The sequence below is a fragment of the Jeotgalibacillus haloalkalitolerans genome (genome assembly GCF_034427455.1).
Lineage (GTDB): Bacteria > Bacillota > Bacilli > Bacillales > Jeotgalibacillaceae > Jeotgalibacillus > Jeotgalibacillus haloalkalitolerans.
In genome coordinates this window covers 199,170-217,117 of sequence record NZ_JAXQNN010000002.1, presented here as the reverse complement: position 1 = coordinate 217,117, position 17,948 = coordinate 199,170, and the positions used below count along the sequence as shown (strand labels likewise).

At 42.6% G+C, this 17,948-nt stretch carries 16 protein-coding genes; all 16 read right to left on the bottom strand.

Going from position 1 to position 17,948, the window contains the following annotated elements; all coding sequences use genetic code 11:
• Positions 1 to 56 precede the first annotated feature (56 nt).
• Positions 57 to 326 carry a 30S ribosomal protein S15 gene (gene rpsO / locus UFB30_RS05955; protein ID WP_322420773.1) on the bottom strand — a complete coding sequence of 90 codons (270 nt, stop codon included), beginning with the start codon at positions 324 to 326 and terminating at the stop codon, positions 57 to 59.
• 142 nt (positions 327 to 468) lie between these two features.
• Positions 469 to 1,410 carry a bifunctional riboflavin kinase/FAD synthetase gene (ribF, locus tag UFB30_RS05950; RefSeq protein ID WP_322420772.1) on the bottom strand — a complete coding sequence of 314 codons (942 nt, stop codon included), beginning with the start codon at positions 1,408 to 1,410 and terminating at the stop codon, positions 469 to 471.
• 13 nt (positions 1,411 to 1,423) lie between these two features.
• Positions 1,424 to 2,335 carry a tRNA pseudouridine(55) synthase TruB gene (gene truB, locus UFB30_RS05945; protein ID WP_322420771.1) on the bottom strand — a complete coding sequence of 304 codons (912 nt, stop codon included), beginning with the start codon at positions 2,333 to 2,335 and terminating at the stop codon, positions 1,424 to 1,426.
• Between the two features lie 81 nt (positions 2,336 to 2,416).
• Positions 2,417 to 2,761: a 30S ribosome-binding factor RbfA gene (gene rbfA, locus UFB30_RS05940; protein ID WP_041122438.1), complete on the bottom strand. Its 345-nt coding sequence runs from the start codon at positions 2,759 to 2,761 to the stop codon at positions 2,417 to 2,419.
• Positions 2,762 to 2,796: 35 nt separating this feature from the next.
• The gene (locus tag UFB30_RS05935; protein ID WP_435390795.1) at positions 2,797 to 3,009 is read right to left on the bottom strand and encodes a DUF503 family protein; all 213 of its coding nucleotides are present in this window, start codon (positions 3,007 to 3,009) and stop codon (positions 2,797 to 2,799) included.
• 65 nt (positions 3,010 to 3,074) lie between these two features.
• The gene (infB, locus tag UFB30_RS05930) at positions 3,075 to 5,222 is read right to left on the bottom strand and encodes a translation initiation factor IF-2 (RefSeq protein WP_322420769.1); all 2,148 of its coding nucleotides are present in this window, start codon (positions 5,220 to 5,222) and stop codon (positions 3,075 to 3,077) included.
• A gap of 13 nt (positions 5,223 to 5,235) precedes the next feature.
• On the bottom strand, positions 5,236 to 5,544 hold the full coding sequence (locus UFB30_RS05925) for a YlxQ family RNA-binding protein (protein WP_322420768.1): 309 nt from the start codon (positions 5,542 to 5,544) through the stop codon (positions 5,236 to 5,238).
• Positions 5,541 to 5,816, bottom strand: coding sequence for an RNase P modulator RnpM (rnpM, locus tag UFB30_RS05920; RefSeq protein ID WP_322420767.1), 276 nt, complete (start codon positions 5,814 to 5,816; stop codon positions 5,541 to 5,543). The genes UFB30_RS05925 and rnpM overlap by 4 nt, the downstream gene beginning before the upstream one ends.
• A 14-nt stretch (positions 5,817 to 5,830) precedes the next feature.
• Complete coding sequence (nusA, locus tag UFB30_RS05915; protein ID WP_322420766.1) at positions 5,831 to 6,955, bottom strand: transcription termination factor NusA; 1,125 nt, start codon at positions 6,953 to 6,955, stop codon at positions 5,831 to 5,833.
• A gap of 21 nt (positions 6,956 to 6,976) precedes the next feature.
• A complete protein-coding gene (rimP, locus tag UFB30_RS05910; RefSeq protein WP_322420765.1) occupies positions 6,977 to 7,444 on the bottom strand; it encodes a ribosome maturation factor RimP in 468 nt (155 codons plus the stop codon).
• 136 nt (positions 7,445 to 7,580) lie between these two features.
• On the bottom strand, positions 7,581 to 11,888 hold the full coding sequence (locus UFB30_RS05905; RefSeq protein WP_322420764.1) for a PolC-type DNA polymerase III: 4,308 nt from the start codon (positions 11,886 to 11,888) through the stop codon (positions 7,581 to 7,583).
• Positions 11,889 to 11,949: 61 nt separating this feature from the next.
• Complete coding sequence (locus UFB30_RS05900) at positions 11,950 to 13,665, bottom strand: proline--tRNA ligase (protein WP_322420763.1); 1,716 nt, start codon at positions 13,663 to 13,665, stop codon at positions 11,950 to 11,952.
• A gap of 26 nt (positions 13,666 to 13,691) precedes the next feature.
• Positions 13,692 to 14,966 (bottom strand): RIP metalloprotease RseP, encoded by a 1,275-nt coding sequence (gene rseP, locus UFB30_RS05895; RefSeq protein ID WP_322420762.1) that lies wholly within the window; start codon positions 14,964 to 14,966, stop codon positions 13,692 to 13,694.
• An 83-nt stretch (positions 14,967 to 15,049) separates the two neighbouring features.
• Positions 15,050 to 16,201, bottom strand: a complete 1,152-nt coding sequence (dxr, locus tag UFB30_RS05890) for a 1-deoxy-D-xylulose-5-phosphate reductoisomerase (protein ID WP_322420761.1) — start codon at positions 16,199 to 16,201, stop codon at positions 15,050 to 15,052.
• 19 nt (positions 16,202 to 16,220) lie between these two features.
• Positions 16,221 to 17,015 carry a phosphatidate cytidylyltransferase gene (locus tag UFB30_RS05885; RefSeq protein WP_322420760.1) on the bottom strand — a complete coding sequence of 265 codons (795 nt, stop codon included), beginning with the start codon at positions 17,013 to 17,015 and terminating at the stop codon, positions 16,221 to 16,223.
• Positions 17,012 to 17,806: an undecaprenyl pyrophosphate synthase gene (uppS, locus tag UFB30_RS05880; protein WP_322420759.1), complete on the bottom strand. Its 795-nt coding sequence runs from the start codon at positions 17,804 to 17,806 to the stop codon at positions 17,012 to 17,014. Before uppS ends, UFB30_RS05885 begins: the two co-directional genes overlap by 4 nt.
• Between the last annotated feature and the right edge of the window lie 142 nt (positions 17,807 to 17,948).

The following is a 17,948-nucleotide window of genomic DNA, read 5'->3' as shown; positions in this document are numbered from 1 at the left end:
ATCATTTTTATCCTAATAAAAAAGCGGGACGAGGCCCGCTTTTCATCATTGCATTCTTATCGACGAAGACCAAGCTTGTTGATTAGTTCGCGGTAACGAGCTACGTCGTTATTACGAAGGTAAGCTAACAAGTTACGGCGACGTCCTACCATTTTGAATAGTCCGCGACGTGAATGGTGGTCTTTCTTATGAGTACGAAGGTGCTGGTTCAGGTTGTTGATATCTTCTGTAAGAATCGCAACCTGTACTTCTACAGATCCTGTATCTCCTTCGTGAGTGCGGAATTCCTGAATGATTTCGTTCTTGCGTTCTTGAGTAATAGCCATAGTAAATAGCCTCCTAAAATTTTTTTAAAATCCCCAGTTACCGAGCAGACGGCGGAGTAACCGCGATGCCAAGCAAAGGTTCATTCGTACATGATTATACTACCATAAGCAAAATGCTGTTGCAACCTGCAGTTACACAGGCTTACCGCTTAAGAATTTCTATTGCACTGTCTTTATCTTTTTCAATTTGCGCAATGAGTTCATCTATACCATTAAACTTCTTTTCACTCCTGATCCGCTCTATCCACTGCACCCGGACATTCTCACCGTAAATGCTGTCGTTAAACTCGAAAAGGTGCACTTCAACACTCAGCTGCGCCTGATCCGGATCATTAAATGTAGGTTTATATCCTACATTGCAGACACCATCATACCATGTATGATTTACATTCATTTTTACTGCATATACGCCTGGTGACGGGATCAGCAGTCCATTTTCAATGTCAATGTTAGCAGTGGGAAAGCCGATTTTGCGTCCGCGCTTTTCACCATGCACGACAAGCCCTTCTGTTTCGTGTGGCATCCCAAGCAGCCGCGCCGCTTTTCCGGGCTGCCCCTGCGATAACAGTTCACGTATTCTTGTTGAACTGATCTTTTCATTTTCATCTGTCTGTTTTTCAACTGTAGTGGATGTGAATTTTCCACGTGCATGAAACGGAAGAGTTTCCATTTTGCCTCGTCCAAACTTACCATAGGAATAATCAAACCCGGCTGTAACATGCACAGCATTTAATCCGATTAAGTACTGATCAACAAATTCCTGAGGCTCAAGCGACGCAAAGGCTGATGTAAATCGTACAACAAGTAAGTAATCAACACCTAAAGCTTCGATCTTTTTTATTTTTTGATCTAAAGACGATAAGTACTGCACACTGCTTTTTTTGGCACTCAGTACAACCGAAGGGTGAGGGTCAAAGGTCATCACAGCACTTTTAATTCCATTTTCTTTCGCATAATCGATTGCCTTCTGAATGACTTTACGGTGCCCGAGATGAACACCGTCAAAAAAGCCGAGTGCAATTGAGATCGGAGGAAAATCTTCCTGTTTCATTTCATGCGGATGGTGAAGCGTATATACTTTCATGACAATTCCTTTCTCATCCTGTCCAAATCACTTTTACTGGCTTCATCATTCCAGCCTTTTCCGGATGTAGGTGATAAATAGCCAAAACTTTCTGCTGATCAAATACAGCTACCGGCTCTCCCATTTCTGCGGGCCAATCGGGAGTCACTGGTAATACCGCACCATGTTTCACTTTACTAGCAACTGTATCACTTACTGAGATCTTCTTCAATCCGGATAAACCGAGTTCCATTGGTTTTAATACAGCCTGCTGATCAGAAAGTGCTGCCAGCTCTTCCAGTGTGACGCAGTCAGAGGCTGTAAATTGGGCAGAGGAAGTTCTTGTTAATTTTGACATATGCCCAGGGTATCCAAGGTATTCCCCGATCATTACAGCCAGCGTTCTGATATATGTACCTTTACCGCAGGAGATATCCGCTTCAAACATAAAAGTGTGATTGGATTCGTCAAAATGAAGAGAAGACTCATCGATCGCAATTTCATTAATACGCACGACTCTCGAGGGACGTTCGATTACTTTACCTTCTCTGGCATATTCGTACAGTCTTTTCCCATTTACTTTAACTGCAGAGTACATAGGAGGCGTCTGTTCAATATCCCCCCTAAGTTGTACTGCAGCTTTCTGCAGCTGTTCAAGCGTAAATGGTTGATCAACTGTTTTCTTTTCAATTACTTTCCCTGAAGCGTCTTCGGTTTCAGTTGATTCACCGATCACAATTTGTGCTCTGTAGGATTTTCCTGCTTCAGTTATGTATTCTGCGATTTTCGTGGCCCGGCCAATACAAATTGGCAGAACACCATCAACATCAGGGTCAAGTGTACCAGTGTGACCTACTTTTTTCGTTTTTAGAATTTTTCTGACTTTAAATACGCAGTCGTGGGAAGTCATACCGGGTTCTTTCCAGAGTGGTAGTATGCCGTTCATCATCATTACTCCTGTTCATTTTAGTTATCCGGATTTCCATTCAAAAAAAGCAGACAGAATGTAATCTGCCTGCCATTTTTCTTATTCACGTTCCTTTAAATCACGAATCAATGATTCAATCCGGTTACCCGTTTCAATTGATTCATCGAATTCAAATAACAGTTCAGGTGTCTTTCTCAGCCTGATTCTCTGTCCAATTTCAGAACGGATAAATCCTTTTGCTTTAGCAAGGCCGCGAAGTGTGTTTTCACGCTGTTCTTCATCACCAAGTACTGTAATGTATACAGTCGCCTGCTGAAGGTCACCTGTGACTTCAACATCGGTTACTGTTACAAAGCCGATTCTCGGATCTTTAATCTTACGGCCAATAATATCGCCAAGCTCTTTCTTCATTTGTTCTCCGACTCTGTTTGAGCGCAATGACATAACATGCCACCTCTTATCAAGAAGATTTGTTTCCGTTAAAGTCTTTCTATCTCGGCAGCAACGGGTTCCCACTCCGGAAAAGATTCCATCAGTGATATTGCCCGTTTAATTTCAATTTCAGCAGCTGCATAATCTGCAGCTGCTGAAACCAATTCAATTACTGTTCGCTGCCACTTATCCTGATAGTCTGTCTCAGCAGCGGAAACATTATACTTTTGCTTTACCCTCGTAAGGACCCGTTTTAACACAGATCTCTTATCTTTTAATGAGTGTGAAAGAGGCAAGTGAAATTCACATTCAGCTCTGACAATCATCAGCGTTTGATTTCTTCCATCACAAACGCTTCAAAAATGTCCCCTTCTTTTACATCATTATAGTTTTTAAGTGTAATACCACACTCGTAGCCTTTTGCTACTTCTTTGGCATCATCTTTATAACGTTTCAGCGTATCGAGTTCGCCTTCAAATACGACGATGCCGTCACGGATTAATCTGACGCCGCTATCACGCGTAATTTTACCTTCTGTTACATAACTTCCGGCAATTGTTCCAACTTTTGAAACTTTGAATGTCTGACGGACTTCAGCCTGACCGATCACTTTTTCTTCATATTCAGGGTCAAGGAGACCTGTCATTGCAGACTCAATCTCTTCAATGACCTTATAAATAATTCTATGAAGTCTCACGTCAACTTGTTCTGCATCTGCTGCACGTTTTGCATTTGCATCAGGACGGACGTTAAATCCGATTACAATTGCATTAGAAGCGGCAGCAAGCGTAATATCAGATTCTGTGATCGCACCAACTGCTGTGTGAATGATTTTAACATTAACACCTTCGACCTCAATCTTAAGCAGTGAAGCAGCTACTGCTTCTACAGAACCCTGAACGTCACCTTTAACAATTACATTCAGATCCTTCATCTCGCCCTGTTTCATTTGTTCGAACAGGTTATCAAGAGATACACGCGTCTTTTCTCCACGCTGGGCCTGAAGTGCCTGTTGAGCACGTGATTCACCGATAGAGCGTGCTGTTTTTTCGTCTTCAAATACAACAAAACGGTCACCGGCAAGCGGCACATCATTCAAACCTGTAATTTCAACAGGTGTTGATGGTCCAGCTTCTTTCACACGGCGGCCAACATCGTTGACCATCGCACGAACACGGCCGAACGTAGTACCCACAACAATCGGATCTCCAACGCGGAGTGTACCGTCCTGTACAAGAAGTGTGGCAACTGATCCACGGCCTTTGTCAAGCTCAGCTTCAATCACTGTACCCATTGCACGGCGAGTCGGATCTGCTTTTAATTCTTCAACTTCCGACACAAGAACGATCATTTCAAGCAGGCTGTCAATGCCATCGCCTGTCAACGCTGATACAGGAACGAAAATCGTATCCCCGCCCCATGCTTCCGGTACAAGACCATGTTCAGTCAGCTCCTGCATAACACGATCCGGGTTAGCTGAAGGCTTGTCCATTTTATTCACTGCAATAATGATTGGTACTTCTGCTGCTTTCGCATGATTGATTGCTTCAACAGTCTGAGGCATCACACCGTCATCAGCTGCAACAACAAGAATTGTAATATCCGTTACCTTTGCACCACGTGCACGCATTGTTGTAAAAGCAGCGTGTCCAGGTGTATCAAGGAAAGTGATTTTCTTGTCATCGTTTTCGATCTGGTAGGCACCGATATGCTGTGTAATACCACCAGCTTCGCCTTCAGTTACCTTTGTTTTACGGATTGAATCAAGAAGTGTAGTTTTACCGTGATCGACGTGTCCCATAATTGTTACAACTGATGGACGTTCTACCAGCTTATCAGCATCTGATTCTTCCTCGAAATATGTTTCCAGATCTGTTGAATCAACAAGAATTTCTTCTTCAACCTCAACACCGTAATCCTCACAGATCAGCTCAATTGCATCTTTATCAAGTTCCTGATTTACTGTTGCCATAACGCCAACCATGAAGAGCTTTTTAACAACTTCAGAAGGTTCTCTGTGAAGTTTTTTCGCAAGCTCTGCTACTGTAAGAGACTCCGTAAAAGTAATTTTTTCAGGAAGCTCTCTAGGCTTCATTGGCGTTGGAGTGAATGGCTGCTTGTTCTTTTGGTTACGGTTGTTCTTACCGCCTCTGTTTTGTCCCGGGCGCTGCTGGCCGCGGCCTTTGCCACCCTGCTGGCCGCCTTTACCGCCACGGTTACCCTGTGGTCCGCCACCCTGGCCTCCACGGTTTTGCTGACCGCCTGTGCGGTTTTGGTTTTGAGGCTTATTTTGAGGTTTGGCAGATTGACTCTGACCTCCTGTATAAGCTTTATCCAGTTTCGCTACAGCATCACTTTCCAACGCTGCCATGTGGTTTTTCACTTCAATATTCATCGTTTTTAATTTATCAATTACTTCTTTACTGGTGACATTCTGTTTTTTTGCGTATTCATATACACGTACCTTACTCATTCGTTCACCCCCGTTAAGATTCGTCGAGCAGTGAGATCAGTTTATCGGCGAAGCCTTTATCAAGAACAGCAACTGTTACTCTTGCGTCCTTGCCGATCAGTTGTCCAAGTGTATAACGGTCATTCACCATTCTGACTGGAACGTGGTAGTAAGATGCTTTATCCGTCACTTTTTTCTGCGTGTTGGCAGAGGCATCTTCTGACAGTAAAACAAGCTTTGCTTTACTGTTTCTGATCTCTTTTACTACTAATTCTTCGCCGGATATTACTTTTCCTGCCCGAGTCGCAAGACCCAATAATGACATCCATTGCGGCTGTCTCATTTGTGTCCCGCTTCCACATATGCAAGAAGCTCGTCATACAGTTCATCCGGTACTTCAGCTTCTAAGTGGCTTGCTAATACATTTTTCTTTCTGGCTTTCAATATTGCTTCTTTATCTTTAGATAAATATGCGCCGCGTCCTGATTTCTTTCCGGTAGGATCAATTGATACGATCCCTTCTTTTGAACGGACGATGCGGATCATTTCTTTTTTTTCTTTCATTTCATGCGTTGCAACACATTTCCGTAAAGGTATTTTACGTTTCTTTGTCACTGGAATGAACTCCTTTACTCGATGTCGTCATCCGGATATGAGAATGAATTTTCCATATCTTCATCTGAGAAAAGCGGCTGATCATCGCGTGGGAAAATACCCATCTCACGTGCATCTGTTTCACTCTTAATATCGATCTTCCAGCCTGTCAGCTTCGCTGCAAGTCTTGCGTTCTGTCCGCGCTTTCCGATTGCCAGTGAAAGTTGATAATCAGGCACAACTACAGTAGTTGCCTTATCTTCTTCGTTCACCTGTACATCTACAACCTTCGAAGGGCTGAGTGCATTCGCAACAAATACAGTCGGGTCTTCTGACCATTCAACAATATCAATCTTTTCACCCTTCAGTTCATTGACGACTGCCTGTACACGGCCACCCTTGGCACCGACACATGCACCAACTGCATCCACTTCTTCATTATCAGAGTGCACTGAAATTTTAGAGCGGTCTCCTGCTTCGCGTGATACTGATTTGATTTCTACTGTACCGTCAAAGATTTCAGGTACTTCAATTTCAAACAGACGCTTAAGCAGTCCCGGATGTGTTCTTGAAACAAAGATCTGAGGGCCCTTAGTTGTTCTCTCAACTTTTGTAATATAAACCTTAATCCGGTCATGCGGCTTATATGATTCATTCGGCATTTGCTCATTTAAAGGAAGCAATGCCTCAATTTTGCCTAGCGCCACATATATAAATCTGTGGTCCTGACGCTGAACAATACCAGTCATGATATCATCTTCACGGTCAACAAATTCAGTATAGATGATGCCTCTTTCTGCCTCTCTGACACGCTGTGTGACAACCTGCTTTGCAGTTTGTGCTGCAATACGGCCAAAGTCACGCGGTGTTACTTCAAGCTCAACAATATCTCCAACTTCATAAGCAGGATCAATTTCGTGTGCATCATCAATTGAAATTTCAAGTCGTGAATCAAATACTTCATCTACAACTTCTTTTCTGGCAAATACACGCATGGATCCGTTATCAAGGTTTAAATCAACACGGACATTCTGTGCCTGATTAAAGTTGCGCTTATAAGCAGATACAAGTGCTGCTTCAATTGCATCAATCAGTACATCGCGGTCAATACCTTTTTCTTTCTCAAGATATGTGAGCGCATCGAGTAATTCAGTACTCATTTTTTTCTCTCCTTTCACCGGTTAAAATGTAACGGCTAATCTTGCTTTAGCAACTTTTTCTTTCGGAACTGTGATTTCTTTTTTTCTCGTTTTGATGGTCACTGTGATATTCAGTGATTCTCCATCATAATTGTCCAGTACGCCTTCTATTTCTTTCATGCCATCGATTGGCTCATATGTTTTTACATATACCTGTTTGCCAATTGCATTGTGAAAGTCCTTTTCCTTTTTCAGAGGGCGCTCAGCACCTGGAGACGAGACTTCAAGAAAATAGTTCTGCTGAATTGGATCGAGCTCATCCAGTTTCTCACTTAAACGTTCACTCACAATCCCGCATTCTTCAATATCAACGCCGGACTCTTTATCGATGAACACACGAAGAAACCAGTTAGATCCTTCCTTCACAAACTCCACATCTACTAGTTCAAGGTTCATATCCTCTAGAATTGGGTTTACAAGTTCTTCAGTTAGTTCTGTAATTTTACTCATCTGTTTCCTCCATCATTCTCTGAAAAATGCCTGAAACAACACAAAAGAGCGGGCGGCACCCACTCTTTTGACGTCAGAGTTATCTAAAACATTTCCGTGAATATAATACCATATATTGCGAACCCGTGCAAATGGCTTAAAATAGCGATAATTGATTCTGATCAGGCAGACCGGCAAGGCACCCCTGAGAATCCAGATACTCAATAATTGTCTTAGAAACCTTCCCGCGCTTTTGAAGATCCTCTTTCGAAAGAAACTCCCCATTTTTTCTGGCTTCAACAATATTGATCGCGGCATTCGTTCCAAGACCGGGGATCGCATTGAATGGCGGAATTAATGAATTGCCTTCAATCTTAAACTCTTTGGCATCTGACTTATAAAGGTCCACTTGTTTAAAAGTATAACCTCTTTCAACCATTTCAAGACACAGTTCAAGCACTGTCAGCAAACTTTTTTCCTTCGGTGAAGCATCAAGGCCTTTTGCATTGATTCCTTCAATCTTCGCCTTGATCGCCTGGGACCCGGCTGCCATTGCTTCAAGATCGAAATCCTCTGCACGCACAGTAAAGTAAGCTGCATAGTATAAAATCGGATGATGCACTTTGAAATAGGCGATTCTAACAGCCATTAATACGTAGGCTGCTGCGTGAGCTTTTGGAAACATATATTTAATCTTTTTACATGAATCAATATACCAGTCAGGCACACCGTTATTTTTCATTTCCTCTTCCCACTCAGGTGATAGGCCTTTTCCTTTACGGACAAACTCCATAATTTTAAAAGCCAGTGAAGGTTCAAGTCCCTGATAGATCAGATACACCATAATATCATCACGGCAGCCGATTACATCTGACAGCTCACAGATCCCATTATGAATCAGTTCCTGAGCGTTACCGAGCCATACATCCGTTCCGTGTGAAAGTCCTGAAATCTGAACAAGCTCCGAGAATGTGGTCGGTTTTGTATCCTCAAGCATCTGTCTGACAAACCGCGTTCCAAACTCAGGAATGCCAAGTGTTCCGGTTTTACACATAATCTGTTCCTGAGTTACACCGAGTGACTCGGTTCCGCTGAATATTTTCATCACTTCAGGGTCATCAGTCGGGATGGTCTTCGGATCGATTCCGGACAGATCCTGCAGCATTCTGATCACTGTCGGATCATCGTGACCGAGTATATCCAGCTTCAAGAGGTTGTCGTGGATTGAATGGAAGTCAAAATGAGTTGTTTTCCATTCAGATTCACTTGAGTTTGCAGGAAACTGAATCGGTGTAAAATCGTAAATATCCATATAATCAGGAACAACGATTATACCGCCCGGGTGCTGACCGGTTGTCCGCTTAACCCCTGTGCATCCGCCAGCCAGCCTTTCAACCTCTGCTCCTCTGAAATGAAGGTTATTGTCACCCGCATATCCTTTTACATAACCGAAGGCCGTTTTATCAGCAACTGTACCGATTGTACCTGCACGGTAAACGTAGTCTTCACCAAAGAGTACTTTTGTGTAATTGTGCGCTACAGGCTGATATTCGCCACTGAAGTTCAAGTCAATATCAGGAACTTTGTCACCTTTAAAACCAAGGAAGGTTTCAAAAGGAATATCCTGACCGTCTTTTATATAAGGAACATGACACTCAGGACAGTCCTTATCATCAAGGTCAAAACCTGAACCTACAGAACCGTCATTAAAAAACTCGGACTGCTTACATTCAGGACAGACGTAATGAGGCGGCAGCGGGTTGACCTCTGTGATCTCTGTCATTGTTGCAACAAATGAGGATCCGACAGAACCCCGTGAACCTACCAGATACCCGTCGATCAGCGATTTTTTTACGAGTTTGTGAGAAATCAGATAGATAACCGCAAAGCCGTGACCAATAATACTTTTTAATTCTTTCTCAAGCCTTGCTTCTACAATTTCAGGCAGTTCATCGCCATAGATGCTTCTCGCCATCCCATAACTCATCTCACGCATTTCTTCATCTGCACCTTCAATTTTAGGTGTATAGAGTTCATCTTTGATTGGCGTGACTTCTTCAATCATGTCAGCAATTTTATTTGTGTTATCTATAACGATTTCTTTCGCTTTGTCTTTACCTACAAATGCAAACGCATCAAGCATTTCATTCGTTGTTCTGAAATGAACATCAGGCAGCTTGTGACGATTTAAAGGGTTCGCTCCGCCCTGGGAAGCAATTAGAATCTCTCTGTAAATTTTATCTTCCTGATTTACATAGTGAACGTTACCAGTTGCCACTGCCGGGATATTCATTTTATCTGCAAAACCTACAACCTTCTGAATGATCTCTTTCAGATTCTCTTCATCTCTGACTAACTCTAAGTCTATTAAATGCTGATAGGCTGCAGGAGGCTGCACTTCAATGTAATCATAAAAATCAGCTAGCTCTTCCACTTCTTCAGGTGATTTTTGCATCATCCCTTCGAAGATTTCACCTTTATCACAAGCTGATCCGATCAATAGACCTTCTCTGTGTTTATTCAAAAGTGACCTTGGAATCCGCGGCACCCGGTAAAAATACTCAAGGTGTGAGATCGATACAAGCTTAAACAAATTTTTAAGACCGGCCTGTGTTTTAGCTAAAATCGTAATGTGATTTGGTCTTGCACGTTTGAAGGCATCCCCTTCACCCATATAATCATTCAGCTGATTATGATTTGTAATGCCTTTTTCTTTAGCTTCTTTTAGCAGTCTGGCCAGAATATAGCCTGTTGCTTCCGCATCAAAAATGGCACGGTGATGCTGGGTAAGCTCCACGTCAAACTTCTTCGCAAGTGTATTCAATCTGTGATTCTTAAATTCCGGATGTAAAAATCGTGCAAGTTCAAGTGTATCAATGACCGGATTAGCTGCTTTCTCCATACCGGCACGCTTATATCCCACATTAAGAAAGCCCATATCAAAAGAAGCATTATGCGCAACTAGCGTATCATCCTGACACCATTCCTTAAAGTCAGCAAGTACTTCTTCTATTTCAGGTGCGTCCCTGACCATATCATCTGTAATTCCTGTAAGGTTGATCGTTGTAGCAGATAATGGGTGGTGAGGATTTGCAAATCGCTCAAATCTGTCCACGATTTCCCCTTCTTTTACTTTAACTGCAGCAAGTTCAATGATTTTATCGTAAACCGCTGATAATCCTGTTGTCTCAACGTCAAAGACAATATACGACTCTGTTTCGAGCTCTCTGTCAGATGTGTTATACGCAATCGGCACACCGTCGTCTACCAGATTTGCCTCAAGCCCGTACAGGATCTTAATATCATTTTTAGCACCTGCAGCATGCGCTTCAGGAAATGACTGTGCGACAGCATGATCAGTGATGGCTACTGCTTTATGACCCCATTTTTTTGCCTGGGATACAAGTGAAGACACTGAAGATACAGCATCCATCTGACTCATCGGCGTATGCAAATGAAGTTCTACACGCTTTTCATCAGAAGTATCCTGTCTGAGTGATGGTTCAATCTCCATCACATCCTGAGCGATCATCACCAGATCTCTTACAAATGTGTCATTTTGTATTGAGCCTTTTGCTCTGACCCACATTCCTTTTTTAAGCTGCTGCATAATAGCTGCATCTTCTTTGTCACGTGAGAACATTTTAACAAGAATAGAGTCTGTGTAGTCTGTCACTTTAAATGTTAGAAGTGATCTTCCACTTCTGAGTTCTTTTACTTCTGCATCAAATACAAGTCCCTGAATCGCAATTTTCCGCTCCTCTTCCTGGATCGTCTTAATCGCGACCGGTTCGTCAGGTTTAATTGAATACCCGATTGCAACCGGTCCGGTATGTGTATCTGCAGCATTTTTCTGTTCTTCAAGCTTCTGCATTTCAACAAGTGCCTGCTTTGCCCACTCTTCTTCTTCTTTCTTTTTAGACTCAACAAAGGCTTCATACTCTTCATTGGCCCCTTCCTGTGATACTTCAGTATGGAGGACAAATGGACCGAAACCCCATTTTTCAAATGCGCTGTTTAAAATGTCTGCGTATTTGTTTTTGATTTGCATACCTTCTGTTTCATTAGACACTTTTATCGTAATTTTGTTTCCATTTACTTCAGGTTTTTGTACAGTTAATAGTTTTAACAGAGGCGGTGCAATTCCCTGCAGCTCTTCAAGGCAGGTTTCCCAATAATCAAGAACTGTATCTGCAGACACATCTGCATCAGCCAGTCTGATCGTAAATGAAACCTGTGCAATATGCTGAAATGACTGATTGAGTCTTGCAGTGAAATCCTTCATCACCTGACAGGGAACCACTGACCTCAGCTGAAAAACAAAATGCCACTTTTTTTCTTTTTTATGGACAGCAAGCTTTTCTATTTCAGCTTCTTCAAAATGATCCGCATAAAGATCACCAGTCATATTTAATTGAGTCAATAACAGCCGGAACTTTTCCCTTTTTGACAAATCTGTACTCATAGTTCCTCCTTTTTGGGACAGCAAAGGCTGGTGCATGCACCAGCCTCAGGTTTTTAAATGTTTAAGCGTTAGAAGCCTGGCGAAAAATTTCCTGCAGCTTATCAGTCAATTCTTCTTTCTGCACTTCGTAAGACTCACCATTTTTTCTGATTTTAATTTCAACGATTCCTTCAGAAGCGCGTTTACCGACAGTGATACGCACCGGCAGCCCCATCAGGTCTGAATCGGCAAACTTCACACCGGCACGTTCTTTGCGGTCATCAAGCAACACATCATAGCGGTAATCAGTCAGCAGTTTGTATAGCTCTTCTGCTGTTTGAGACTGCGCTTCATCTTTCATATTTACCGCAATTAAATGAATATCGTAAGGCGCAATATTCGTTGGCCAGATCAATCCATTTTCATCATTGAACTGTTCCGCCATTGCTGCAAGTGTACGTGATACACCAATACCATAGCAGCCCATAATCATCGGGTTTGAACGGCCGTTTTCATCAAGGATTGTAGCATTCATCGGCTCACTGTATACTGTACCAAGTTTGAATACGTGACCCACCTCAATTCCACGTGCAAATTGAATTGTTCCGTTTCCATCCGGAGAAGGATCTCCTTCTACTACTACCCGGATATCGGCATATTGGGAAACTTCAAAATCTCTTCCTGTCTGCAAATGCTTATAATGTACGCCTTCTTTGTTTGCACCGGCAACAATATCACCCATTGCTTCCACGGCATGATCAGCAATCACAGTTACTTCTTCGGAAAGACCAACCGGTCCGATCGAACCAGGCTTGACACCTGTATACTGTATTGTCTCTTCCTCTGTTGCAAGCTCGGCAACGCGGCCGTTTACCGCATTTTTCACTTTTACATCATTTACTTCATGATCTCCGCGCACTAACACAAGTACCGGCTTTTCATCCACAATAAACAGCATGGACTTCACAGTGCTTTCTTTTTCAGCACCGAGAAAGTCAGCAACAGATTCAATTGACTTCTGTTCAGGAGTTTCAACTTCTTCTTTTTCTTTTCCACTGTGGCTCTGCTTTTCATATTGTTTATTGACTGCTGCCATTTCGAGATTCGCTGCATAATCTGATGAATCAGAGTATGCGATTGTGTCTTCACCAATTTCTGAAAGGACCATAAATTCATGATTATCCTTCCCGCCAATTGCACCGGAATCCGCCAGTACTGCACGGAAATTCAGGCCACATCTGCGGAAGATATTTTTATAAGCTTCAAACAGCCTGTCATATGCTTCATCAAGGCTTTCCTGTGATGCATGGAAAGAATAAGCATCCTTCATCAGGAATTCACGGCCACGCAGCAATCCGAATCTCGGACGCTTTTCATCGCGGTATTTTGTCTGGATCTGATAAAGCGTTAACGGGAGACGCTTGTAAGACTTCACTTCATCACGAAGGAGGCTTGTAATCATTTCCTCATGTGTTGCACCAAGAGCAAATTCCCGTTCATGACGGTCTTTCATCCTCATAAGTTCCGGACCATAAGTGAACCATCTTCCTGATTCTTCCCACAGTTCCGAAGGCTGAAGTGCAGGCATCAGCATTTCGACACCGCCTGCAGCATTCATTTCTTCGCGTATAATATCTTCTACTTTTTGAAGCACTTTTTTCCCGAGCGGTAAAAATGAATAAATACCGCTTGCATTTTGTCTGATATATCCCGCTCTCAGCAGAAGCTGATGACTTTTCACATCAGCTTCTGCTGGCGTTTCTTTTAATGTTGGAATTAACGTTTGACTTTGCCTCATTTATAGCACCTCTATTTTCTCTCTGCTTATAAGAAATACCGCTGAATATCGTTCCATGTGACAACGATCATGAGCAGCATTAATAATGCGAACCCTACAAAATGAACCATGCCTTCCTTTTGCCTGTCAATCGGTTTTCCACGCAGTGCTTCAAATCCGAAGAACAGCAGTCTCCCGCCATCTAATGCAGGAAGCGGAAGTAAGTTCATGATCCCAAGGTTAATACTTAATATTGCACCCCACTGCATCAGCTGATAAATCCCGGCTTTCGCCACTTCTTCAGTACTCTTATAAATACCGACAGGACCAGCCAATGCATCAATTGAAAATTGACCCGTAATCAGATCACCGAGAAGGTCAAAAATGGTGACTGTCCAGAAATAAGTCTGTTCAGCGCCGTATTGTATACTCTGGAAAATACTTGGCGATTCAATCCTCGGGTTGTAAACACCAATGATCCCCTGGGAAATGGTTTCTTCCCCCTGTTCAAACGTTCTTTCTTCAGGTGTGACATTAAAGGATAAAGATTCATCGCCTCTTTGCACATCGATTGTCAGTTCTTCACCAGGTGATTCACTGACAATACCTGTAAGATCCGCCCATGATGAAATTTCCTCACCTGATATAGCAATTACTTCGTCCCCTTTTTCAAGCCCGGCCTGATCTGCAGGGTCGTCAGGGACAATGTCACCCAGTACAGCTCTGTCTACAGGAATCCCTGCAGACATACCAATAATGGATAATACGATAAACGCCAGCACAAAGTTCATTGCAGGTCCTGCAAAAATTGTTAAGAAACGCTGATACAGTTTTTTCGAATTAAACTGCCGGTTCCAGGGTGCGATCTGTGTTTCCACACCATCTTCAATAAATACAGCCTTTTCAGAGAGCTCGAACCTTTGAAGGGTTTCTTCTCCCTCTTCGTAGCCTTTAATATAAAGTTCCTTCTCCAGATCAGCCTCAGCAACTTCAATGACCCGGAGATCAGGATAGCGGTCTTTATTATTCAGAACCACTTTTTCAACTTTTTCATCCTGACCCATAATAAGTCCTGCTCTGAAACCGGGTTTCAGTTCCATCAGTTCTGCATCTTCCCCTGCCATTCTGACATAGCCGCCAATCGGGAGCAGACGCAGCGTATACTGTGTTTCATTACGTTTGAAAGCTAACACTTTCGGTCCCATTCCTATTGCAAATTCACGGCAGAGTATACCCGCTCTTTTAGCAAACACAAAGTGCCCAAGCTCATGGAAAAATACAAGTGCACCGAAAATAACTATAAATGCGATGACTGAATTCATCGTCATACCACCTTTAACATAGTTGTGTCCGTAATATCAGACTTTAACCTATTGTAGCACGTTCCAAAAATGCGGGTGTACAATCAGCCTTTAAATTCCGCAAGAATTTTTGAACGTGTTTCCTGATCAACTGATGTAATCGTTCTAAGATCAGGGCTTTGTATCGCATGATGGAATGACATCGCTTTTTCAATGACATGTTCAATATCCAGAAAGCTGATTTTTTCTTTTAGAAATAGTGCAACTGCTGCTTCATTCGCTGCATTCAATACAGTAGGCATCGTACCGCCTGTCCGGCCTGCCTGATAGGCAAAATCCAGACATCTGAAGCGCTCGAGGTCCATTTTCTCAAAATGAAGCTTTCCAATTTCCTCAAGTCTCAGCCTGCGGTCTGTTTTATGAAGATAACGGTCAGGATAACTTAAAGCATATTGAATCGGCACTCTCATATCGGGTGTGCCAAGCTGTGCCATGACTGAACTGTCATGAAACTCTACCATTGAATGTATGATACTTTCTCTATGCTGCAGTACATCTATTTTTTCATAGGGTAAATCAAACAGCCATTTTGCTTCAATCACTTCAAGCCCTTTATTCATCATACTGGCTGAATCAATCGTAATTTTTGCACCCATAGACCAGTTGGGATGATTCAGTGCATCCTGAACAGTCACATTTTTAAGTTCAGCGCGCGACAGATCCCTGAAGCTTCCGCCTGAAGCGGTGATGACCAGGCGTTCAATATTTTTGTGACGTTCACCCTGAAGCGCCTGAAAAATGGCAGAATGCTCACTGTCTACAGGCAGAATTGTGACACCATGCTTTTCAGCTGCATCCATGACGAGATGCCCTGCTGTCACAAGCGTTTCTTTATTTGCAATGGCGATTATTTTTCCCGCCTCAATGGCCTGTAAAGTCGGCTCAAGACCTACACTTCCAAGAACCGCATTAACAAGAATATCCGTCTCAGGATGAATGGCTGTTTCTACAAGTCCTTCATGTCCTGACAACACCTTAACTTTACCTATGTATTCACCTGCTAATCGTTCTGCATCTTCTTTTGACTGGACAGAAACGAGAGAAGGGTTGAATTCTTCTATAATTTTTCTTGCCTGATCAATATTACGGCCCACAGAAAAAGCTTTAAGTGTAAAGCGGTCCTGATGGGCACGTAATACATCAAGCGTCTGAAGCCCGATGGATCCCGAAGCACCCAATAATGAAATCTTTTTCATAGAGTTAAAAGCTCCTTCATCAGATTAGTTGCAGAATATGCATCAGCGGCAGTACAAATAACAGACTGTCAAAGCGATCTAACAGACCACCGTGACCTGGCAGGATGTTTCCTGAATCTTTTACGCCATAATGTCTTTTTAATGCTGATTCTACAAGGTCGCCAATTTGCCCGAAAGCAGATAGAATGACACTTGCAATGAGCAGATACCAAAGTGTTGTATCGAGCGGTACGAGGAAGTAAAGAATCAGCACACCTGCAAGCGCACTTACGATCCCGCCGATAAAACCTTCTACTGTTTTATTCGGGCTGATATCCGGCCATAATTTTTTCCTGCCCATAGACTTGCCTATAAAATAAGCGCCGGAATCAGTGGACCAGATGATGACAAGCGCATAAACAACCCAGAAAATCCCTGAATCCGCATCTCTTGTCTCAATAAAATAGTAAAATCCAATTCCCACATACAGCATTGCAAAAACAGCAAATGCAGCATCATCAAATGTGAACCGGTTCTTTTTAAGCACGGTATACACAAGCAGAAGTAATACTGATAATAAAGCAGTTTCAATTTTTGAGTAGTTAAGCTGATTTAATAAGTCATAATATTCATTTGGTAATAGGAAAATCCAGAGTGTAATCATTGAGATAGCACCGGGAATGGAACGGAATTGTATAGACCGCATTCTTAACACTTCATATAATGCAACCGTTGCGATGAAGTACGTCCCAATCACAAACAGCAGTCCGCCAATCCAGACGACCGGTATAAATAACGCAGCCGCTAATACGCCTGTAATAATTCTCTGCTTCATTTCAAATCCTCACTTTTCAAGCCGCCATATCGTCTTGAGCGCTTTTGAAAGCCTTCTATCGCTTCAATTAAATGCTCTTCTTTAAAGTCCGGCCACAGTACATCAGTAAACCAGAACTCAGTGTATGCGAGCTGCCAGAGCATAAAGTTACTTAATCTGATCTCGCCGCTTGTTCTGATTAACAGGTCAGGATCTCCAAGTTGCGGTGTCATGAGATAAGAATCAAAGAGTTCATCTGTTAATTCCTCAGGTGACACTTTTCCGTCTTTTACGTCTGAAGAAAATGATTTTACTGCCTGAATAATTTCATTTCTGCTGCCGTAATTTAACGCGAAGTTTAAAACAAGACCATCGTTATGAGCGGTCTTCTCAATTGCCTGATCTACGGCTCTCAGTGTATGTGCAGGTACCTGGTCACGGTCCCCCATCATCTGTACCTGTACATTCTCCTCAATCAGTTCAGGTAAAAACGTGCCCAGAAATTCCTCAGGCAGTTTCATTAAAAATTCCACTTCTAACTTCGGTCTGACCCAGTTTTCCGTAGAAAAAGCATATAGTGTGAGGGCTTTAACCCCAAGCTCATTTGCAAGCCTTGTAATCGGCTTTACTGTTTTCATACCTTCATGATGTCCTGCCACCCGCGGCAGCGCTCTTTTATTTGCCCATCTGCCATTGCCATCCATGATAATCGCAATATGGTCAGGTATCTTGTAATTTTTACATTCGTTGATTCTTTGTGAAAGGGACTCCGGTTCTTTCAGGGATGTCCACCTTTTCATTTTCTCGAGCATTGTATTTCCCCCATCAGGTGATTGCATATTTTATGCTAGTCCTATCATATCAAATATATACTTGAAAATGTTGCCTTGTTTTGAAAAGGGGCCTTAACGAAGAAAACCCCCTACACAGTAGAGGGCTTTCTAAAAAGATTTG